The organism is Pseudoxanthomonas sp. P4_B2 (assembly GCF_056402315.1).
This window is the reverse complement of sequence record NZ_JBFUHQ010000001.1, coordinates 538336-559228: the sequence shown is the minus strand read 5'-3', so window position 1 is coordinate 559228 and position 20893 is coordinate 538336. Positions and strand designations below refer to the sequence as shown.

Genomic DNA, 20893 nt, shown 5'->3' with positions numbered 1-20893 from the left:
AGCGGGCTCGCCAATTCCATCGTCGGGGTCGGTTGGTCGCCCGCCGGCGGGCGCCTCGCCGTGGGGTCGACAGATCGGTGGGTCCGTGCGCGCGCGGCTTCGAACGGGGCACTCCAATGGTCGACGCTGCAGACCCCCATCGGCTCCGGCACCGCAGATCAGACGATCTTCTCCACCGACAGCGCGATGGTCGCCGCGCACAACTCGGGGCAGGGATGGACCTAGCGAGTGCATCGTGCGGCGGATGGCGTGTTCGTCGGCAAGCTCGTCGGAACGTTGCAGCCGAACGGCGTCGTCACCTTTGCGCCGGATGCGCAGTTGGTCGCGTTCACAGGCGATGTCGGCTTCAGTAACTGGAGCCTGGCGAATTTTTCGACACTGCGCCTGGTCGGTTCCGGTTACAACAAGATTTCGACCAATTGGGTGTTCTCGCCGAACAACGCGCTGCAGGCTTCCGCGTCGCAGAGCACGATCACGATCCAGCGCCGCAGCGACGGCGCCGTCCTGCAGCTGATCACCGGCGGCAACGTGCGCGGCGCTACGCCCATGCAGTTCTCGCCCGACAGCATGACGCTCGCAGCGTACACGCGCACGCCAAACGAAACGACTTTGTTCCGTGTCTCCGATGGCGCGAGGCTGCGGCGATTCACCAACCCGACGTCCAATGAAGGCGTGTCCTTCGTGCGCTTCTCGCCAGGCGGTACGCGGCTGGTCACGACGGGCTATCAGCCATTCGAAACACCGGAAGGCTTCGACCAACGTGGCATGATCCGGTTCTGGCGCGTGTCGGATGGTTCCTTACGTCATTCGTTCTCGAGCGGCACGGGGCTAGGCGTTACCTCGCCGGTGGCGTGGAACCCGACGTTCACGCGCTTCGCTTTCGGCACCTATGACGGAAGGGCCGTGGTCGCGACCGTTCCGTCGCCATGACGGCGAAAGGGACACAACACCGGATTCGCACCGACGTATGAGCGTACTAGATACGTTGCCCGAACGGCAAAATCCGAATGTCCGCTATGGGTCGGAAGCGGACTTCATTGAATGCTGTCGTGTTAGGCCTTCACCCTCTCATGACCACCATTGCACACTCCATTGTGTTGGTTGAAAGTTGAAAGCTAACGAGCGGTCATTCGCAAAATGCTGTTTGCGACTGAGTTCATACGAGCACGTTCTGCAGGTGTAACAACTTCCGAAGTCAGGAACTCTTCGTAAGTTCTATAGCCGCACCTACCAGTGCTCACGCAAATAGAATCCATGAGCATGGAATCATTTGCACAATTCGCACCAGCCCTACATGCGGCAATTCCCCAAGCGGCGCCAACAGTCGGGTCGCCAGCCATCTGTTGATATCGATCTGGCAATTCGCCAGCAACCGATCTAGACATGAGATTCGACATCTCCATGAGCGCTTCGGGATCACCCGTGCTGAGCGCCCCTTCAAGAAGCTCATTGGCTTCTTCTGCTGAGAGCGGCTGCGCGGACCTAGTCCTAACCTTGATCTTCGCTGCAACGTCACCGTTCTTCGCCGCCTGCTCCAGCCACAGATTTATGGCCTCTGAGGGAATAGGCTGACCGAAATCGACCTTATCGCAACGTGTCTTCAATCGTTGCTTGACTCTGTCGATGCCATTTTTTGAAGCGGGTACCAACCCGGCCAGGCCATCCAAGGTTGCAAGCTGCTTCTTCGAGTCCAAGCTATACCCTGCGCATAAAGCGTAAATCTCAGAAAGTTTCCGTTGAGCTTTTGCTGATCCCTGTTCCGCCTCGACCTTAATTTGCTCGAATGTCTTTTCTCCATCTGCATTGCTTTCTGATAAAGACATCTTTGGGTAGCTTTCGTTACTGCTTGCGCTAGTTAAACCAGAGGCATTTCCAGAACCAACACCATTCCCCAACGGCGTCGGTTTAGTCTGAGTACCCGAAGGCCAGAATAGGAATGCAGACGCGCCTCCGATCACAATCGCCACGACAAGCGCGACCAACAGCTTTCCTGCTTTAGTCATAAGTCATCTTCCAGGGAAGAAAACGGGGTCAGGTTCACTTCCCAGCCGGCCCGCCATTGCCACGAATCCGGTTGCAATGATTTCGGACAGAGCGGTGGGCTGGAGCCCACCTTATGGACCTACGTCACTCTGAACTCTTGGCTTGTCCAGCACCACGATACTTCTGATAGGTGTCTTCCACCACTTTGCGGAGACCCTCTACAGTCGCATTCTGAATATTTGCCAGACCCGTGCGACAAGTGATACCCGGGTCTTGTTGCTTAAATATGCTCAGCGCGTATGAATTAGCCTTGGCTATTTCTTGGCGCATACTCTCTTGAACTGGCGCGTTAAATTCAGGGTCGTTCTTAAGTTCTTCCCTTAGTGGCTTTCCAGCCTCAGTGAGCTTATCAATGAACCCTGCCCTCTCTTTCAGCAGATCATTCTTGATCTCAGGAACCTTCTCTGAACAGTAGTCAATTACTGGGTCCAAGCTGCGTGCCGGCATCGAGACGAGAAACTGGCCGACTGTTTCAATTTCCGCGGTGTCAGCTGACGCATAACCAATCAGAGCAAACAGCAATGCAGCAGCAGTAGCGGAAATGCGGCGCATGTGAACTCGTCTCCTAACGACTGACACAGCCGAGCCGCGAAGCGGCTTCGGCTTGAATGAATTGTTAGGCCGCGCTGCCGGGATAAATGACAGCATCAGCCTCAATCTCAACTAGCCACTCTGGATTGATGAAGCGTGACACTTGCATGGTTGTAGTGGCCGGGCGAATGTCCCGAAAGAACTCGCCATGAACTGCAGCGACAGCCTCCCAATCATCAATGTTGGTTAGCAGAATGCGGGTGCGGATCACTTGATGCAATGAACTTCCGGCATCCTCTAGGGCGGTGGCAATAATCTCCAGGCATCGCCTCGCTTGAGCAGCGGGGTCTCCAATACCAACTGTTTGACCGTCCAAAATAGGAGCAGTGCCGGCAATGGCGACGATCGTTCCGGCGCGTACTGCCCGAGACATGCCAATTTTTGGCTCAAATGGACTGCCACTTGAAATAAGTTTACGCATGAGATCCCCGAATGCTTCAAAGCGGCTAATGCCTGACACAGCCGGCCCGCGAAGCGGGTTCGGCTTGAATGAATTGTTAGACCTGCAGCCGGGACCGCAGACCAGTCACTTCAGCTTGCCAGTCGCTGAAATCCTCAGTGTCTTCCCACAATTCTCGAAGCTCGGATTCTGGGCCCAGGATCCGGTCAATTGCTTGCTGAGCGTCAAAGACAAGCTTAGCGTCAGGCGACGGCTTTACCCGAGCAATCCACTCTAGGAGTTCAGTCTCGTTTTGAGCATCCACCGTGGGACGACCGAGTGCAGCAGCTACAACCTCAATCGCAGCCAATGCGTCAGTTGCGTCCGGTGAGTCCAAATAGCCATCTGCAACTAAGACCCGGCCGATCGTCTCTCGGACAAGCGAAAGGTCGCTTCTCTCCGAGAGATCGGCCAGCCAATCCGCGGCACTGTCATTGCCAAAAGAACCAATTGCCCAACAACCCATGAATTTTCTCCTGCGGGTCTAACGCCTGAATTAAGCCGAGCCGCGAAGCGGCTTCGGCTTGAATGAATTGTTAGGCCTCATTCTGGGGAGGCGCCAGCTACGATTGCAAGAAGCTGTGGACGCGTATAGCGGTCTGCGGGATTTATATCCGCGCTATCTCCAGGATGCTGGTACTCACCGGCGTCAAAGGCGTGGTAGACGCTCCACATGTAGGGCCCCGGCTCGAGCTCAGGCGGTTGGAATGCAAAAAAGTGCAGATTGTTTATAGCGGCATCCGCTGCGTCGAAATCCAGTGAGCCCTCTAGGTAACGAAGAGCTATCCGCCTTGCGAATACATCACAAAATTGCTCATGGCTTAGGCCTGAGGCCTCGGCGCCGCGCTCAAGCTCCGCCATTGGGACTCTCAGCGTGACGCACTCTCTAATCAAGTCATCGAGAAGACTGTCCATGAGGCCTAACACCTGAATTAAGCCGAGCCGCGAAGCGGCTTCGGCTTGAATGAATTGTTAGGCCCTGCCTACAAACCAAGAAGCCAGGGCCACGACAGTAAGGACTTGCGACCCAAGGACGAGTCCTAGATCACTGCGCTTAAAGATTAGCGCGGAAAGCGCGCCGCAGGGGATAGCGAAGAATAAGACAGCAAGGGAAACCACCCCTATGTGGGCAGGATCCCTCAGTGCATAGGGCTGCATAGAAATAGAGCACGCGGTCACTAAGAAGAAGGCTGCGCTCATTCCTGTGAGAAACCTAAGCCAATACGGCCTTTTGGCAATCATATCCATGAGCTAGCGACTACTCTCCAAATGGCCTAACTAGGATTAGATCCCAAAGTGGGGTGTAGCGCGGATTGTGGGGGTGGTCTGGAAGGCTCGTCAATCAGGCTTTGTCTACGCGGCACAAGGGGTTGCGACAGTACTGTGAGCCGGCAGGACATCAAACATTGAGGGTGTTTACCGGCAGGGAGACCGTCTAATGCCTACTGCGGAAGATGTCGCGGTCATAAGCAAAAAGAACAGGCCTATCTGTATGGGATTCGCCGGCATATCCGGATCGACGGACGGCGGCACCTGTGCGAAATAGGCGGTCGAGCATTTCCTGAGCGATCGCGAACAGGCCTAGCCTGACGCGCGTTACCCGGGTCGGAAGGTGGTGGTGGCCACGATCTGGTCGGCGGCTTCGGCCAATTGGGTGAAGCAGTGGGCCAGGCCGGCGCGGGGCAGGATGAGGACGTCGGGGTTGAGAACTCGTAGGGCTCAGCTCAGCCATTGGGAATCACCCCGTACTCGATAGCCATGGTTGTGACGCACCGACGTCCGTCGGCACTCCTGTAGTAACTGGCATGCACCGCAAACGGCGGCTTGGAGAAGTCAATCAGGTTCGCCGGCAGCGGATGAGGCGGAATTTCGTACGCGCGGTAGCCCTGTCGTTTGAGTTGCCGCGCGAAGGCATCAAGGTCGATGGTGCAGGGTCTCGAACCACGCGACGTTGGGGCCGGGGCAATGTAGGTGCCGAACCGGACGCCATGCACCCCGCCCCCCTGCGGCTCTACCTGGAACCAGTACTGCCAGCCCGCGTCGGCGTAAGCGATGTGCCTGACGGCACCCGGCAGATCCGGGTCAGGGACCAACCGCATGTCCATGACCCGCTGGAAATTCCCAGCATTGATGTCCGACCGCTTGCGAAGTCCGGAGATGAATTCGAGCAAGCGCGCGCTCAGTTCTTCGCCACTCAGCTTCTTCGGGCGCTTAGCGGGTTGCGCAGCAGAAGACGCCGCAGATTTCGTCGCGTCCGGCGCAGACGCCAACACTTGCTTTGTTGCCATGCATAGCGAACAAACCATCAACATTAGCCAGGTGTAGCCATGGCATTTGCCTGCCATGACCCTGATCGAAGGGAGGTATGACCGACGGCGAGTCGGCATCGAGGGTTCGGGCTTATGGCGCGCCGGGCCCAATACGGAAATGTGTTTCATCGCTCCCTCCCCCGCTTCGCTCACCGCATGGTGGGCTATCCCCTGATCCAGCTCGATGTTAGGGCTGCTGGGTCCGGCTAACAAGCCGACGTATAACCGGATCCAGCCGCTCAGTCGGAATGCCTTTCAAATGGGGCTTTGGACACAGGAAGACCGATGTCCGCTTTGGGTCGGAAGCGGACATCAGTGTTGGCATCCACACAGCAGAAAGTGGCTGCTAACGGCCAGAAGCGGACAGTCGCCTACGGGTCAACGCAAGCTACAACCGGAGACCCGCCAGTCTGGTCGCTGTCCAGATGCAACGAAACCAACCCGCGCACCGACTGCGGCGCATTGGAGAACTTGGTGGCATAGACCACATTGACGTAGTTGCCGGCTGGCACCTCCGTGCCCTCCGGATAAACAGCGCGAGTGACCGCTACCTGTTTACGTTCGGCAACGGCACCGACCTTTTGCCGGTCTAGCGCGACCTGCTTGACGAACTCGTCCTGGGTCGTCGCGCCCTTGGCCACTGGCGAAGCGCCTGCCCAGACGTCGGCGGCCGCGTTTGGCAAAGTACGATTCGAGCCGCGAACTGGCGGAGGGTTGCTACGTCCCGCCGTGGTGAAGCACCGAACATCCGGGTGTACTCCCGGCTGAATTGCAATGGACTCTCGTATCCAACTCGAAAGGCGGCTGTCTCCAGGTTGGTTTCGCCAGAAGCGAGGAGCCGACGTGCTTCGAACAGACTTAGTTGCTTCTGATACTGCAGGAGCGTCATCGCTGTCAGCGCTTTGAACTGCCGATGGAAGGCGGATGGGCTGAGCAGGGCGATCGATGCAAGCTCCTCGACACGTACGTGTTCGGCGTAGAGCCGTGACTATGAGCTGCTGGTTCAAACCTCTTTAACCTCCGCGTAGATTATCGGCCCTCCATCACTTCACTAGATTGTGTGTAAGCACACTTAGCGGGAGCGGGAATCCCGATCCTGGAATGAATCTGTCGCCACAAGAAACGAACACGGCGAGACTCGTCGCGCAGCTTCGCGTCGTCTCGGCGAAGCTTCTTGAGATGCTTGCAAGGCCTGGCTCAGATGGCAGCTCGAAATATCGGCCCGAGCTCGTCCGTGCGCTTGAGGCTCTCCATGCGGAGACTCTGCTAACTCAGAGTGCCGGTGACACTCCCCGCGGCCTTGCGCCTTGGCAGATGCAGCGAGTGACGGCTTACATGGTCCAAAGGTTGGATCAGCGATTGTGCCTTACAGAGGTGTCTAGCCTCCTCAAGCTCAGTCGCTGGCACTTCTGCACGGCCTTCCGCTGGAGCTCCGGAGATACGCCAGGCAACTGGCTGCAAGCTCGGCGTATGGAGAAGGCATGCGACTTGCTTGCCAGCACGTCGATGAGCATCACTGACATCGCGCTCTGCGTTGGCTATCGTTCGCCGTCAGCTTTCTGCTCGAGATTCCGTCGCCATACGGGCACCACGCCTACTCGGTTCCGGCGACAACCCTGACAAGCGCCTATCCCCGAGGGCACGCAGCCCCTGTCTCTATCCAGGCTTCCACTAGCTCGGCAAAAGTTTGCTGAGTGCCAGGTGCTGGCTTGCGACCCGCACCAGGATTCCATGCCCAACCAACGAGTGAGTCCTCTTTCACGTGTTTGTGGATTTGGGCCAAAGTCCGACTCCCGTTGCGCCTGGGATCTTTCAGTTGCTCGCAAATCTGGCCGATCGAGAGCCCTTGCCACGCCATCGACTCGGGCGCCAGCGCCCAATGGCTGTTTCCTGGTATCGATGCGATAGGAAAAGAGAGGGTGTTTACGTTGTCCTTCTGATGACACGCGGAACACTCCAAGCCGGCAACACCGTGTCCCGAGGCGCCGGCGTGAATCAGTGGCACATGCGGATGCATGTCATCACCTTGTGTCGGAAACCTGGACACAGGGTGACAGTTCATGCAGCGTGGGCTTTGCAGCACACGGGCAGCCTCGGTGAACAGGCTCTCCGATCTCAGTGTTTTGTCTTGTATTCCTCTGAACTCTGCCGGCTCACGCAGTGTCTCTGCTGCTACAACCTTCGACTCCGCGGATTCGCCCGCTGACGGGGCGACGCCAGAGAAGCAAGCCACCAGCAACCCGAGAAGCAAGCTTGCCCCCAAAAAGCGATATGTCGGATACCAGCTCATGCGACCCCCTGCTTAAGCTCCTGAGCTTCGAAAGGCAGTGTTCGAACACGCACGCCCGTCGCATCGAACACGGCATTGGCCACCGCAGCAAATATGCCCGAGGTCCCCGGCTCTCCGACGCCGCCAGGCTCTTCATCGCTGGGCATGATGTGAACTTCAATCAAGGGCGCTTCATGCATCCTCAGAATTGGATAGGTGTCGAAGTTCGCCTGTTGGATGCGACCACCCTCGACCGTTATGCGCCCGTACAAGACCGCCGATATCCCGAAGTTGATTCCCCCCTCGAGCTGGGCCCGCACAATGTCTGGGTTCACGGCCAAGCCGGTGTCCACCACGCAATCCACACGCTCAACACGCACGGAGCCGGAGGGCGAAACGAGAACCTGGGCTGCCATCGCCAGATGGCTGCCAAACGCATGGAAGACGGCTAACCCCTTTCCGCGACGTCCCTGACCAGCAGGCGGCTGCTGGATATGGCTTGACCAAAGTGGTCGCTTGGATAGGGTCTGCAGCACCGCACGTGTTCGGGGTGCACCCTTCATGAGCGAGACGCGGTATGACACAGGGTCGCGTCCAGCGCGGCGTGCTAGGTCCTCAATAACGCTCTCAACAATGTATACATTTCGAGACGGACCGACGCCACGCCAGTTCCCGGTATTCAGACCTGAAGGTGCCTCGTTGCGCACGAACTCAACATGCACGCTGTCGATGTCGTAAGGTCCGCTCGCACAGTCGACTACATCCAGATCGACACCATCCTTCTGGTAGACCGGTAGAAAGCGAGCCATGATGTTGGGGCCCACCAGGCGGTGACGCCAACTTACCGGACGACCGTCTGCATCGACCCCCACTTTCACGTGGCTATGGTTGTGGTAGCGGTAATAGTCATGCTGCATGTCCTCTTCGCGACTCCAGAGAACCTGCACCGGACCATCAATCTGCTTCGCGAATCGAACAGCTTGCGCAACATAATCCACCTCCAGTCGCCGGCCAAATCCTCCGCCTAGGAACTGGTTGTGCATGGCCACCCGCTCTAGCGGCAGGCCACAGGCTTCGGCTGCCGTTTGATGAGCTCGAGCCAGGATCTGGCTGCCGAGCCATACATCACAACGATCGGCGGTGAGATGAACCGTGCAGTTCAGAGGCTCCATAGTCGCGTGAGCCAGCATCGGCAGTCGATAAACAGCTTCAATACGCTCTGCTGCGCCGGCCTCTGCTTGCTGGATGTCCCCCGTGCTCGTTGAGACGATCCCCTGCTTCGCAAGCGCCCGATCCGCAGCTTCCACAAGTTCCTTCGTGCTGACGGTCGAACCGGGCCCGTCGTTCCACGTGATCTTGAGTGCAGCCAGGCCCTTTCGAGCTGCCCAGGTGTGATCCGCGACGACCGCTACCGCATCCTCGATCTGGACGACTTGCCTGACGCCGGGAATCTGCATGGCCAGCGTCGAATCAACAGCGGAGAGTCGTCCGCCTATCACTGGCGATGCGGCAACGGCCGCATACCTGAGCCCTCTCGGACGCACGTCGATGCCGAAGATGGCCTGACCATTGATCTTTGTCGGCGTATCCAGCCGCCTTTGCGGGGTACCGACTGTCCGGTACGCATCCCGCCGCTTGAGCGTTGGCGAATGCGGAACTGGCAGAGCGGCCGCCTCCGCCGCAAGCTCGCCATAACCGAGCTTACGTCCGGAAGGCTTGTGAAGAACGCGTCCGTCAGCGGCTAGACAACTCGACGCTCTGACTTGCCAACGCTTGGCCGCGGCACTTACCAACATCATTCGGGCAGCGGCACCTGCCGACCGCATCGTCATCCAGGAGCCACGCAAGGATCCAGACCCGCCCGTGATCTGACCTCCAAAGAGAGGGCTTGCGTACATCGGCTCTTGTGGGGGCGCCGCTTCAATCACCACTCCTGAAGGGTCAACCTCCAGTTCTTCAGCGATTATCTGCGCCTGCGAGGTGTATGCACCTTGACCCATTTCCACATACGGAAGGATCAAAGTGATCTTCCCATTTGGATCAATGCGAATGTATGCGAGGGGCGTCGGCGCGGGGGGCTGTTGCGCTGGAGTACGGAGCGGAAATCCCAGCAGCATTGCACCACCGGCAGCAGCGGCGGTGGCCAGGAATGCGCGCCTGGTTAGTGGCGCAATCGGATCGGTAAAGGTTGACTCTGGCGAGCTCATGAGGCCTCCGCCGCAGTCTTCCTTCTCGCTCCTGATGCTTTAAGTTTCTTCGCCGCGAGATGTATTCCCGCGCGAATTCGCCCGTATGTTCCACATCTGCACAAGTTTCCCGACATGACCGCATCAATGTCTGAGTCACTAGGCTCAGGATTGGCTGTCAGTAGAGCGGCCGCAGACATGAGCTGGCCGGACTGGCAGTAGCCACACTGGACGACATCCAGTTCAATCCAGGCTTGCTGCAAGGCCTGCCCTGCTGGAGTTTCGTGTAGCCCCTCGATGGTTCGCACTTCACTCGTACCAATGGCTGACACTGGCGTGACGCAGGAGCGACGAGCATGTCCATCGACATGGACGGTGCAGGCACCGCACATCGCGATGCCGCACCCAAACTTTGTGCCAGTGAGTCCATTCACATCGCGCAGCACCCAAAGGAGCGGCGTATCAGACTCTACGTCTGCGTCGTAGCGGGAACCGTTTACTTCCAGTGTGTAGCGCATGGCTTGAACTCCCTTGCTAAGCGCAAAAGTAGCGCCCTATCCGGCTTGTTGCTCGCTTGAAGTTGCGAGCTATATTTCGGGATTGCGGCGCATTCTTGTTAATCAGTGGGCAATCGCGGGTACGAATCCCGTCGACAAGGCCACCTCAAGCCACTGGGCCAGCTCGGCCTCGACCTCGCGATGCTTCTGTTCGATCCGTTGCACAGTATCCGCCCCCAGAGGCAGACGGCGCGGAGGCTGACTTGCGTCGACCAGGCGCATCACTGCTTGTGCAAGCAGCTCGGGGTTGCCCGGCTGCTGACCATCCGCGGCTTGCGCAAAGAGCCTCACTGCACCGACGGTCTCAGCGTAGTCATCAATGCGCGAGGCGGTGCTGACCACGGATTTCTCACTCAGGAAGCTGGTTCGGAAGTATCCCGGCTCAACAACCGTCGCATGGATGCCAAGGGGGGCAAGCTCGACGCTGAGTGCTTCACTGATCCCCTCCACGGCAAACTTCGTCGCGCAGTAGACTCCGAACCCGGCCGCTGACGCATAACCCCCGATGGACGAGAAGTTGAGTACATGACCGGATCGCTGCGCGCGCATGTAGGGAAGCGTCGCACGCGTGGTGTTCAGGAGTCCGAAGACATTTGTTGCGAACAGTGCCTCGACCTCTGACGCGCTTGTCTCTTCGATGCCACCGATGACACCGAAGCCTGCGTTGTTGACCAGGATATCGATCCGTCCGAATCGAGAGATCGCGGCGCGGACTGCATCCCGCGCTTGGCTCTCGCTGGTGACATCGAGGGCCACGGCGAGCCCGTTCGGGTGCTCACGCACTGCTTCCGGGATCGTCGAAGGGTCCCGAGCGGTCGCAACCACAGCATCCCCGGCTGCCAAGGCTTGCGCGGCAATCAACGCGCCAAATCCGCGTGAAGCGCCTGTAATGAACCAAGTACGCATTTCTGTTTCTCCAGGTTGTGTGCTTAGCCGTAGACGATCTCGGGAACCCAGGCTTCCGGCGACTGCGTGTGCAGTTCCCAGAATGCATTGGCCACGTCCATCGCTTCGGTTGAGTCCGGACTTACCAGTCGGCTGACCGTGACAGTGCCGACATGAATGCTCTTCTGGCGAAGCGGTTCGAACAGCGCCAAGGTGGTGGCACGAATGCCCGCCTTGCCGACACTGAGGGTCAGGAAGTCGCCAGTCGGCTGAATGCCAAAGCCGCCACCCGTGAAAAGGATCGACACGCCGGTACGGCCGGCGAACAGAGGTACTGCAGCCCTGGCTGCCGCCATGGCGCTCACCAGGTTGATCTGCGTGTCGGAGATGATCGAATCGACCGACTCCGACTCCAGGGGACGAGCCTGTAGCTCGCCGAGGCTGTTGTAGTGCAGGATGCCGGCGTTGTAGTGGACGACCGACAAGTCGCTTCCAATACGCTGTACGAGGGCAGCAACGTCGGTGGGGTTCGATGCATCCACGCGTTCGGCTGCGGCCATATGGCCTTCACTTTGAAGCTGTGCAACAAACTGCTGCAGGCGTTCGATGTTTCGCGCCGCCAGCACTACGCGGTAACCTTGCTCGGCAAACAGCCGAGCCGTGGCGAGCCCTATGCCTGGGCCTGCGCCGATGAGGAGATAAGTAGACATTCTGTTTGCTCCAAAGAATTTCTAGTGCTCAGCGGATGACCTGGGCAAGCTCGATGAGGTTGCCCCACGGGTCTGCCAGAAAGGCCAAGCGACGGTTGATGACGGGCAGCTCGAACGGCTCGGTCACAATCGTCACACCGCGACGACGAAGCTCGGAAACCGCGTCGTCGATGCTGTCGACGTTCAGGCAGAAGTGGTGGTAACCGGCCAGCCGCAGGCTGTCGCCCAAGTCCGTGTAGACGGGTTTCGGCACCGGATGGGGATTGCCATCGCCAAGCAGCTCGACAAAAAAGCTGTCATCAGTTGCCGGCGCCACATAAGCGAGCTTCTGATCGGCATACGGCCACTCACGGATGACGCGGAAGTCGAGCTTTTCCACATACCAGCGCTTGGCTGCTTCAAAGTCGGGTACACGTACGGCAATGTGGTGGCCCTTCATGGATGCGAAGGGGCTGGTAGTATTCCTAGCGGGGATCTGGTCAGGGGACATGGCGTAATTCCTCGATCTCGTTGATTGGCGGCACGGTGCCGCGGTGAAGAGACTAGGACTTGGTGGCCGTGTAGGGAATCCACTGAATTGTTGACGTACTATCAACTCATGGTTCAGAAACGAAGCGCTACCGCTCCCTCCGCTCCACAGGTCGCCCCGGTACCGGTGCACCTGCCCTCGCTTATTACCTTTGAGGCGGTGGCACGCCATCTAAATTTTTCGCGTGCGGCCGCCGAACTAGAAGTAACGCCTACCGCCATCTCGAAGACGGTCAAGCTACTCGAAGCGCAGATGGGTGTTCGTCTTTTCCATCGAACAACGAGGAGCGTGGCTTTGAGCGAGCCAGGCGCGCTGCTCCTGAGTACGCTGGGCCCGGCGCTTGAGCAGATGAGGCAGTCCCTGACACACGTCGGCGGCACCTTTACGCAGCCACTTGGTTCTTTGCGAATCAACACGTCCTATGTTGCTTATGCGTCCCTCATCGAGCCGCACCTGGAGAGCTTTCTCGAGCGCTACCCTCAGATCAATCTCGAGGTTTCATTGGATAACGCTCTCAGTGACATTGTTGCCAACGGATTCGATGCTGGAATACGACTTGGCCATGCGTTGCAGAGAGACATGGTCGCTGTGCCTCTAGGACCGGTGCAGCGCCGACTAGTAGTTGCGTCTCCGGAGTACCTGGCAGCGCACTCCGTACCCCAGTCCCCCCAAGAACTGCTCAACTACGGTTGCATTCGCCAGCGACTCGCCGGCAAGGGCCGATTTTTTGAGTGGGTATTTCAGCACAAAAAGCAATCGCTGACGGTTGATGTTCGCGGCCGCCTCGTTTTTGATGAACAGCGCTCCGCGGTTCGCGCAGCAAAGCTTGGCTGTGGCTTCGCATACGTTTTCGAGCAGTTCGCCGCTGAGGAATTGAGTTCTGGTGCACTGGTGCCCGTGCTTGAGCGGTTTTCACCCGCAACAGAGACGTTTTACCTGTATTACCCATCACGAACCCTGATGCCAGGCAAGCTCCGCGCCTTCCTTGAGTTCATGCGTGCTGCGAACTGGAACTCACCAGGCTGACGCCTGACGGCTTGTTGAAAGATCTCGCGTTAGGGCCGGAGGTCTTTTGCCCCAGCATTCGCAACAGCGCCGTCGTCCGACGGTAGGCCACCACTGGCGCCAATGGCCCCGATGACTTGGTTGTCGACAAGTAACGGCACCCCGCCTTCGACCGGTGCTGGATTCCGACCGAAGCGATAGTCAACTGATGTCCGCTTTGGGTCGGAAGCGGACGTCTTACCCTGGCTTGAAGGTGGTCGCGACGACGATCTGGTCGGCGGCTTCGGCCAGTTGGGTGAAGCAGTGGGCCAGGCCGGCGCGGGGCAGGATGAGGGCATCGGGGTTGAGGTGTTCGGGTTGGCTGAGTTCGGCCAGCAGGTGCAGGTAGTGGCAGAGGGATTGCAGTTGCTGGTGGGCTTCTTCCGGCAGGAAATAGCCGGGCTCGCATGGCGTTCCTTGGCGCATGACGGTCTCCTTTCTTCTTCGCGATGGAATGCCTTCTAGATGCCTGCACTCACTCTAGCTCCGCCCCTTATCTCCGGATTGAGGGCGCAGATAAGCAAAAGCCCACGAGAGCAGGATTGTGGCAAGCGCCACGTAGATTGCAAATGTGAGCCAAAATCCGATAGGGCTCGCCGCTACCGAATAATCGGAAAAACGTCCAGCTCTACCGAAAATTCGAACCCAGCCGGTTACTGCGCCATAAGCGGCAACTGCAAAAGGTAAAGCCGCCAGAATGCCGCATGAAACAAATCCGCCCCAAGAATGGGTCTTAACAGTGAAGCGCTTAGACAGACAGTAGGCAGCGACCAGCGACAAGACGAGAACTGTGGTGGCAACCGCAACCGACAAGGCGGAACTGCCATCGCTTTGAGCAGGACTCGGCGAAACGGTAGCCTTTACGACTATCAAAGCAATAGCGAAGGCAAGACATGTCGCCATTGAACGATGGGTGATCTGCATTGCAGTCCTAACGCCTGAATTAAGCCGAACCGCGAAGCGGTTTCGGCTTGAATGAATTGTTAGGCCGCAGATTACACGGCAATGAGAGCGGGGTCATACCAGACATCTGTTTGCTCGGGCGCAAGCAAGACGCGCCAGCCTGGAGCAAGCGCAAGGTAGGGAACCAATTGCGGTGCGTGCTCCACGATGTGATGCACATGGAGCGACTGGAAAAACTCTGGAGCCTCCGAGAAGTCTCCGCCCCAGATGTACCAACCGCATGTCCCATGCTCCGGTAAGTGCCGAAGAGCATTGAGAGGTAGTTGCGAGAGCGTGGAAAGCGCAACTCCCAAACGCTCGTCCGCGGCGGGCGGCTGAAATGGCGAGCCGAACTGCTTGCACGTATCCGATTGCGACAACTGCTTCATGCGGCCTAACTAGGATTAGACCCCAAAGTGGGGTGTAGCGCGGATTGTGGGGGTGGTCTGGAAGGCTCGTCAATCAGGCTTTGTCTACGCGGCACAAGGGGTTGCGACAGTACTGTGAGCCGGTAGAACATCAAACATTGAGGGTGTTTACCGGCAGGGAGACCGTCTAATGCCTACTGCGGAAGAAAAGCGCCACAATTTGCGAAAAGAACAGGCCTATCTGTATGGGATTCGCCGGCATATCCGGATCGACGGACGGCGGCACCTGTGCGAATTAGGCGGTCGAGCATTTCCTGAGCGATCGCGAACAGACGTAGCCTGACGCGCGTTACCCGGGTCGGAAGGTGGTGGTGGCCACGATCTGGTCGGCGGCTTCGGCCAGTTGGGTGAAGCAGTGGGCCAGGCCGGCGCGGGGCAGGATGAGGGCGTCGGGGTTGATGTGTTCGGGTTGGCTGAGTTCGGCCAGCAGATGCAGGTAGTGGCAGAGGGATTGCAGTTGCTGGTGGGCTTCTTCCGGCAGGTGGTAGCCGGGCTCGCATGGCGTTCCTTGGCGCATGACGGTCTCCTTTCTTTTTCGCGATGGAATGCCTTGCGCGTGCGCGCAAGGTGTCGGGAGGTCTGAAACCGCTCATAGACGGCGGGCGTATTCCCCTTTCGGGTGTTGTATTAGCCGCTCTCCCGACGCGGAACATTGCGCCGGTTTGCGCCCAAGATGCGGGCACAAAAAACCCACCAGGTTGACGGAGGTGGGTACCGCTATGAGAGGAGTTTCAGAGCTCCTTGGAAGTGAGTTTGCGAAGGCGGTGGCGTGGTGTCAACTCACAGTTGCATCGAAATACATTAGACCTCGCGAGCTTTGGAACTCTTCCAGGCGTGGCGCGCCCAAGCCACGCCCAAGATCAAACTTACCCCGGCAACCATGGATGATAGATAGTTTCTCGGACCCGGCGATACTAAGCCCGCAATTGACGCTCCCAAGTAGGCGATTCCATACGCAGCTGCAAGTAGGCCGACTATGATCTGCGCGACTGGACTAGGCTTCCTCGGAACACCTCGAACAATTCTTACAAACATGAAAGCGGCCCAAAGCGCCAAGATGGAAAGTACGGACAAGACCGCAATCACTACAGCAGGAACATCCTCGGCGCGTTGAAGCACTAGGTAAGTGCTTATCGCAACACTTGTTCCAAGAACCAAAAAGATAAGCAGACTAGCTGCCGCGCCTATCCAGCGCTCCAATCTAGTTGGCAGACGATCAAGGCTTTCTGTTTCTGTCATGGGCCTAGTGCCTGAATTAAGCCGTGTCGCGAAGCGGCATCGGATTCAATGAATTGTTAGAACATCTTTCCGAAGAAAGACGAGATGTCAAAGTAGATACGACGGGTTTCTCCTGTTGTAAGCGTGATCTCGATAACGTCCATCGGGCCTGCTCCCATGAGCAGCGATTGGGACTCGATCTTTGCTCCAGGATAGTGCTGTTCGATCCAAACCCTCTCCGCAGGGACACTCTATATTTTTACCGCCGTCTTGGCGGTCAGACCATCTCCATTGCTACTTTGGGCGCCTGCACGACCCATTGACGTTGACTGACATCCGGCAAGCAGAATCGCAAAGATGGTCGCTAAGATTCGGAAATGCATGGTCGTTCCCCTTGTGATCTAACGCCTGAATAAAGCCGACCCGTCAGGGTCGGTTCCAAAGTGCGCAGTATTCGCCACGAACCAAAACCGCCCACCGACGGCATAGGCGATCCGTGAGGGTCTGGGGTGCGTGGACAGCTAGTTGCACCACTGCCGCTCACATGGCACGCCGTCGTTGTTCCCATCCATTTTGGTGTTTTGGCAGTGCTTGATGAAGTAAGTGGCCTCAGCGCAAGAATGCATTTGAGAGCAATGAGTTCGTCCATCGCACGCGAATTGCTCGGGGCTGGGAGGCGGGGTGGCTGTGTTGGACAGCTGATCGGCCGCAACAGCCGACACCCCATCGTAGCTAGCGGCCTCGGACATGGATTTGAATTTGCCGTAGGCAAGCCAAGCCAGCACAGCGATAACTATGAAAGACAGTAAATTTTTCACAGTGAGTCCCCATCCCCAGTGTCCGATCATACCGCCCTGTGAGACCGGCCTGGAATAGGCTGCCCCGTAGAACTCGTAGGGCGGAACCACCGCAGGTGATCCCGTCGAATGTCGGTGGCACCAAAGACCGCCTCAGCGCAGAGACATGCGGCGGAATCCGCTACGCGGGTTCCGCCCTACGCCGGCTTTCATCGCTCATTCGCGATTGTTGAAGCTACTGACACGGCTCCCTCGCCACCCAAGGTCCGGGGAAAAATCATCAAACTCGTCCGTTTGCTCAGCCACGATAATCCTTAGCTTAATCCACGGACCCAGCCGCTCTTTCAAAGTTGTCGACAGCTCATCAACTCGAGCCTTCACATCGGCCTTTTCTTTGGAATCAACGCAGTAGCGCTCAAACGAAAGAACGGCCACATCCGGGCGCAGACACTCCATGACACGGAGAAACTTATCAGCGGAACCGACCTGATTCAAAAACATCGAAGCAGTTCGCTTGACCTCGACTGCATGAAACCTTCCGTTCATCATGCACAAGATGTCAATCTCGTTTTGCGGACTTTTATCGCCGCCCTTCGCGTACAAATCTACTTCCGGCAAGTACCAGAATGACCCGTTGTACAGCGACGACTGAAGGTGACCAAGTGTCCACAGCACCGGCAATCCAGAATGTTTGTGCAGGGATCTATGAACGAACCCGCTAACTTCGTACTGCCATTCGATGTCTATTGGAGCAAAATACTCGGTGGCGCAAATTTCACATTGATTCTTAATTTTCATGTTATCGAAACTGCGCGCGTTCACATGCCCACAGTACCTACACCTCCAATGTGCAACCTGATAAAACACGTTCTGGCGCACAAGGTACTCAAGCGTGTCGTATAGGCACGCATTCAAATACTCTCTGATAATTCCAGGCTCCTTAAAACGCAGCTCCTTAGACAGCTTCTCCAAGGTTTTTCTATCCCCAGGCATAAAGCTCTTTAGCTTATTCATGTCGAAATGTAGCGGCCGGGCCTTGTCGTCTTTAGCATCGCTGAAAACCGTTCGCCAATACTTCTTGGTCAGGATCCCGTGGGCATCATCAAGATTGTCAAAGAGCGAAATCACACCCCTTAGATTCTGGCCTTTGTCTGATGTTGCCATGTCCTCATATCCGCTGACGGGCAAAGTCGCCCGCAGGTCGTCCGGCATATGTTGGTGGAAATTCAAAGCAAGATGACGAAAGAAGTTTTCGTCTGTTGGAAGTCTCAATTCATAAGATCTTGAATCTTTGACAGCGGTGCGCCTGATCTGCGGCCCTTCGCCTTTTGGGATCAGGGCCAGAGTTCCAAGCCGCGTAGGCTTAGCATTCCGGTCGGTAAACGCGCGCGTAATTTGCCAACGCCTCGGGAGTGTCCAAGCGTCAACAACATTCACGAATCTTGACAGATTGTTGTGTCTATCAATATCAAGCTCAACTATCCAGTCGCCTTCGGCGATTTGGCGTCTCTGGGGAGGCAGGTACGTAAAATGCGCTGGCTCATCGGCGACCACATCTGCGTAGTCCTCGGTCAACTTCAGGACTGATGTATCTCCAATGCCTTTATGGCTTCGATTGAGAAGATCTTGCTTATTTGGTACAGCGTCGGCACTCGGCATCGCACTTACATGGATCGAATTGAATGAGCTCGCCTGTACCTTCTCTTGAATTCCGGCGAGGACTTCGGACGTCTCACTGGAGCTGTGAATCTGCACTTGATACGGCCCGTTTCCGCCACCCAGGAAATTATGCTTATTTAAGTAGATGCCCAACTGCCTAACTGCAGAATTGTCTTCGAAAAACGAAGCACCAAAAATGAGTGCGTTTGTAGTATCGCTCCAACTACTTCCCAGCAGTCTCGCGTTCCAGAAATTTATTCTGTCCCTTGGCGTGCTACCAATGAAGATCCTAAATGCAAATGCCCAGTTCGCGGATTCAACACGCGGCATACCTCCGCTATTTATATGTGCAAGTCGAGAAATTGGAGTTATGCGTCTTTCGCTTATTCCCTGAAACGCCTCTAGCGGAACGGTGCATCTTTCTGTTCCCGCGATCATGTGGTCAGGCAGATTGGCGGGAACCAACGAGAGTGTCCGAAAAAGACCGGCAACTGGATTTGAAGAGTTATGCGTCGTGAATCCTGCACCAAAATTGTCTGCCAACAGCCGCTCTAGCGGGCCTGATCCAAATTGGATGTAAATCGTGGGCTCTGGCGGTCTTTTTTCGTAATGGAGCTGCGGGTGACTTTCGGGGCTTTGAATCGTACTTATTGAAGGCACTGGTTTTATGTAGTGCCCCCACTGCGGCAGAAAATCTCGCCACCGCAGGGTTTTTCCCTCCGACTCTCTTTCGTTGTGACGAAGAAATGAAATCGGACAACATAGCCGATCAATGTAGTCTACGAACTCAAGATCAAGATCTACATACGAATAGATGAAATCGGGATCGAAGTGACTCAACCAATCGACATATTCGTCGGACGAAAAACTCGCTTTCTCAGTCGGAATCACGAGCGTGTAGATTCCGGACCATCTCGTATACGACTCAAAAAATACAGCGTCTAGTATCAGTTGAGTGCGCTCGACATCAGCAAACGGCACGAGGTACACGATCTTTACCGCCCGGTTTGAAGCTCTCGCTTCAACCGTCTTTCCTAGACTAGCCGGACGCCTCCACATCATATTCCTCACCCCGATTATTCTCTACAAACTGAACTGCATTTATTGTTATGCGAACCCCATCTTTCCCCCGCTCCCGCGCTTGACATGAAGCGTCGCGTGCTGATGAAGGTCTATATCCGCTCCAAACTTGCGCACGTACTTCCGAAAACCTTCGTATATCTGAGAACACGTTGAGTGGAATCACGGCAGGCGATTTTGCGGAATGTCGGTGACGTCAAAGACCGCCTCAGAAACATGCAGCGGAACCCGCTACGCGGGCTTGCGTCAATCCTTTTTCGACAGCTCAATCTAACGCAAGCTTACGGGGAGGGCGATTTCTCCAGCTTTGAATCATAGCTATGGTGCCGCCGCCAAAGATTGCGAAGAAAACCATATTCACGACTAGGCGTAGCCAATTAATTCGGTCTGGATACAGCTCGAAGATTGACCCTTTATCTAATAAAAATGGATCGATGAAAGGAACAAATCGGCCAGGCATTATCCCCACAACCAAATTGGCCAAGGGGTATAGCGCAGCGAGAACGATGAAGCAATAAAAGGAATACTCTCGTATCGTGTCAAACTTAGAACGTTTTTTACGCCCAAGTGAGCGTCTCAATGATTTAGCGATGGGGTCTGTACTGCTAGACCACACTTGCTTGAGCGTTGTGCCCTTGATAGTTCCCGTCACTGCGGAATCGTTCGGCTTGCCGGTGTGAAGCACCGCAATTAATGCGCCGTCGTTTGCATCTAGGAAATCGAATTCCACAATGGCCGTTTTAGTCAAAGCTATTGCTCCAACTTGAATGGGGTCGCGCGTAGTCAGCAGCGTTTGGATCGCTAGAATGTGCGCGTCATCGCTCAATGTGAGGCTGAGTGGATCAGTACTAGCAATGTCACTCCGATTAATTGTTTCGGTGCCGGAGTTCCATACTCTAAGCACGGTTCTAGTAACCTGAGGCACCACTTTTCCGGCATATCGGACTTCTAGCCGATTGTCCTTGGTGCTGCCTGCATCTATGACAATAGTGTCAAATGTTTGGTAACTGATTCGTCGTCTGGTCTTCTGAAGCCGATACACAAGCACGGTCACAATGCAGCCCAGAACAAAGAGCACAAGTGGGTGCTGGATAAAGCTCATGAAAGTCATAGCGGGACCCCTCCCCAGAGGGCATCCAGCTTAGTTCAGACCAGAGCTGTTGAGGCGTCTTCTGAAGTAACCCAGCTGTCGTTGCACTTACAGCGC

At 56.5% G+C, this 20893-nt stretch carries 23 protein-coding genes; 3 read left to right on the top strand and 20 right to left on the bottom strand.

What is annotated here, in order from left to right; translation table 11 throughout:
- The first annotated feature begins 249 nt into the window (after positions 1-249).
- Complete coding sequence (locus AC1DTQ_RS02450; RefSeq protein WP_477847638.1) at positions 250-930, top strand: WD40 repeat domain-containing protein; 681 nt, start codon at positions 250-252, stop codon at positions 928-930.
- 185 nt (positions 931-1115) lie between these two features.
- Here the strand turns inward: AC1DTQ_RS02450 and AC1DTQ_RS02445 are convergent, their stop codons facing one another.
- The 7 genes from AC1DTQ_RS02445 to AC1DTQ_RS02415 form a co-directional block, all read right to left on the bottom strand.
- Complete coding sequence (locus tag AC1DTQ_RS02445) at positions 1116-2003, bottom strand: hypothetical protein (RefSeq protein ID WP_477847636.1); 888 nt, start codon at positions 2001-2003, stop codon at positions 1116-1118.
- A 124-nt stretch (positions 2004-2127) separates the two neighbouring features.
- Positions 2128-2595 carry a hypothetical protein gene (locus AC1DTQ_RS02440; RefSeq protein WP_477847634.1) on the bottom strand — a complete coding sequence of 156 codons (468 nt, stop codon included), beginning with the start codon at positions 2593-2595 and terminating at the stop codon, positions 2128-2130.
- A gap of 64 nt (positions 2596-2659) precedes the next feature.
- Positions 2660-3055, bottom strand: coding sequence for a RidA family protein (locus AC1DTQ_RS02435; protein ID WP_477847632.1), 396 nt, complete (start codon positions 3053-3055; stop codon positions 2660-2662).
- A gap of 76 nt (positions 3056-3131) precedes the next feature.
- Complete coding sequence (locus AC1DTQ_RS02430; RefSeq protein ID WP_477847630.1) at positions 3132-3539, bottom strand: DUF4259 domain-containing protein; 408 nt, start codon at positions 3537-3539, stop codon at positions 3132-3134.
- A gap of 1258 nt (positions 3540-4797) precedes the next feature.
- Positions 4798-5511: a hypothetical protein gene (locus tag AC1DTQ_RS02425; protein ID WP_477847628.1), complete on the bottom strand. Its 714-nt coding sequence runs from the start codon at positions 5509-5511 to the stop codon at positions 4798-4800.
- 242 nt (positions 5512-5753) lie between these two features.
- Positions 5754-6065: a DUF4019 domain-containing protein gene (locus AC1DTQ_RS02420; protein WP_477847627.1), complete on the bottom strand. Its 312-nt coding sequence runs from the start codon at positions 6063-6065 to the stop codon at positions 5754-5756.
- Entirely contained in the window at positions 5972-6325 is a 354-nt protein-coding gene (locus tag AC1DTQ_RS02415; RefSeq protein WP_477848347.1) for a helix-turn-helix transcriptional regulator, read from the bottom strand. Before AC1DTQ_RS02415 ends, AC1DTQ_RS02420 begins: the two co-directional genes overlap by 94 nt.
- A 158-nt stretch (positions 6326-6483) precedes the next feature.
- Here AC1DTQ_RS02415 and AC1DTQ_RS02410 point away from each other — a divergent pair, with 158 nt between their 5' ends.
- Positions 6484-7002, top strand: a complete 519-nt coding sequence (locus AC1DTQ_RS02410; RefSeq protein WP_477847626.1) for a helix-turn-helix transcriptional regulator — start codon at positions 6484-6486, stop codon at positions 7000-7002.
- A 666-nt stretch (positions 7003-7668) separates the two neighbouring features.
- On the opposite strand, the gene AC1DTQ_RS02405 is transcribed toward AC1DTQ_RS02410, so the two are convergent.
- The 5 genes from AC1DTQ_RS02405 to AC1DTQ_RS02385 all read right to left on the bottom strand — a co-directional run bounded on the left by AC1DTQ_RS02405 (position 7669) and on the right by AC1DTQ_RS02385 (position 12479).
- A complete protein-coding gene (locus AC1DTQ_RS02405) occupies positions 7669-9858 on the bottom strand; it encodes a xanthine dehydrogenase family protein molybdopterin-binding subunit (RefSeq protein ID WP_477847624.1) in 2190 nt (729 codons plus the stop codon).
- The gene (locus tag AC1DTQ_RS02400; protein ID WP_477847623.1) at positions 9855-10355 is read right to left on the bottom strand and encodes a (2Fe-2S)-binding protein; all 501 of its coding nucleotides are present in this window, start codon (positions 10353-10355) and stop codon (positions 9855-9857) included. Before AC1DTQ_RS02400 ends, AC1DTQ_RS02405 begins: the two co-directional genes overlap by 4 nt.
- Before the next feature lie 102 nt (positions 10356-10457).
- Positions 10458-11300 carry an oxidoreductase gene (locus AC1DTQ_RS02395; RefSeq protein WP_477847621.1) on the bottom strand — a complete coding sequence of 281 codons (843 nt, stop codon included), beginning with the start codon at positions 11298-11300 and terminating at the stop codon, positions 10458-10460.
- Positions 11301-11323: 23 nt separating this feature from the next.
- A complete protein-coding gene (locus AC1DTQ_RS02390; protein ID WP_477847620.1) occupies positions 11324-11989 on the bottom strand; it encodes an SDR family oxidoreductase in 666 nt (221 codons plus the stop codon).
- Between the two features lie 28 nt (positions 11990-12017).
- Positions 12018-12479, bottom strand: coding sequence for a VOC family protein (locus AC1DTQ_RS02385; RefSeq protein WP_477847619.1), 462 nt, complete (start codon positions 12477-12479; stop codon positions 12018-12020).
- Between the two features lie 108 nt (positions 12480-12587).
- Here AC1DTQ_RS02385 and AC1DTQ_RS02380 point away from each other — a divergent pair, with 108 nt between their 5' ends.
- On the top strand, positions 12588-13544 hold the full coding sequence (locus AC1DTQ_RS02380; protein WP_477847618.1) for a LysR family transcriptional regulator: 957 nt from the start codon (positions 12588-12590) through the stop codon (positions 13542-13544).
- A 29-nt stretch (positions 13545-13573) separates the two neighbouring features.
- Here the strand turns inward: AC1DTQ_RS02380 and AC1DTQ_RS02375 are convergent, their stop codons facing one another.
- The 8 genes from AC1DTQ_RS02375 to AC1DTQ_RS02340 all read right to left on the bottom strand — a co-directional run bounded on the left by AC1DTQ_RS02375 (position 13574) and on the right by AC1DTQ_RS02340 (position 20797).
- Positions 13574-13861 (bottom strand): heme-binding protein, encoded by a 288-nt coding sequence (locus AC1DTQ_RS02375; protein WP_477847617.1) that lies wholly within the window; start codon positions 13859-13861, stop codon positions 13574-13576.
- On the bottom strand, positions 13761-13988 hold the full coding sequence (locus AC1DTQ_RS02370; RefSeq protein ID WP_477847616.1) for an XAC0095 family protein: 228 nt from the start codon (positions 13986-13988) through the stop codon (positions 13761-13763). Before AC1DTQ_RS02370 ends, AC1DTQ_RS02375 begins: the two co-directional genes overlap by 101 nt.
- Before the next feature lie 54 nt (positions 13989-14042).
- The gene (locus tag AC1DTQ_RS02365; RefSeq protein WP_477847615.1) at positions 14043-14486 is read right to left on the bottom strand and encodes a hypothetical protein; all 444 of its coding nucleotides are present in this window, start codon (positions 14484-14486) and stop codon (positions 14043-14045) included.
- A 71-nt stretch (positions 14487-14557) separates the two neighbouring features.
- The gene (locus tag AC1DTQ_RS02360) at positions 14558-14893 is read right to left on the bottom strand and encodes an immunity protein Imm33 domain-containing protein (RefSeq protein WP_477847613.1); all 336 of its coding nucleotides are present in this window, start codon (positions 14891-14893) and stop codon (positions 14558-14560) included.
- 328 nt (positions 14894-15221) lie between these two features.
- Entirely contained in the window at positions 15222-15449 is a 228-nt protein-coding gene (locus AC1DTQ_RS02355) for an XAC0095 family protein (protein WP_477847612.1), read from the bottom strand.
- Positions 15450-16671: 1222 nt separating this feature from the next.
- The gene (locus AC1DTQ_RS02350) at positions 16672-16899 is read right to left on the bottom strand and encodes an excalibur calcium-binding domain-containing protein (RefSeq protein ID WP_477848346.1); all 228 of its coding nucleotides are present in this window, start codon (positions 16897-16899) and stop codon (positions 16672-16674) included.
- Between the two features lie 264 nt (positions 16900-17163).
- Positions 17164-19497 (bottom strand): hypothetical protein, encoded by a 2334-nt coding sequence (locus tag AC1DTQ_RS02345; RefSeq protein WP_477847610.1) that lies wholly within the window; start codon positions 19495-19497, stop codon positions 17164-17166.
- A gap of 454 nt (positions 19498-19951) precedes the next feature.
- The gene (locus tag AC1DTQ_RS02340) at positions 19952-20797 is read right to left on the bottom strand and encodes a hypothetical protein (RefSeq protein WP_477847609.1); all 846 of its coding nucleotides are present in this window, start codon (positions 20795-20797) and stop codon (positions 19952-19954) included.
- Between the last annotated feature and the right edge of the window lie 96 nt (positions 20798-20893).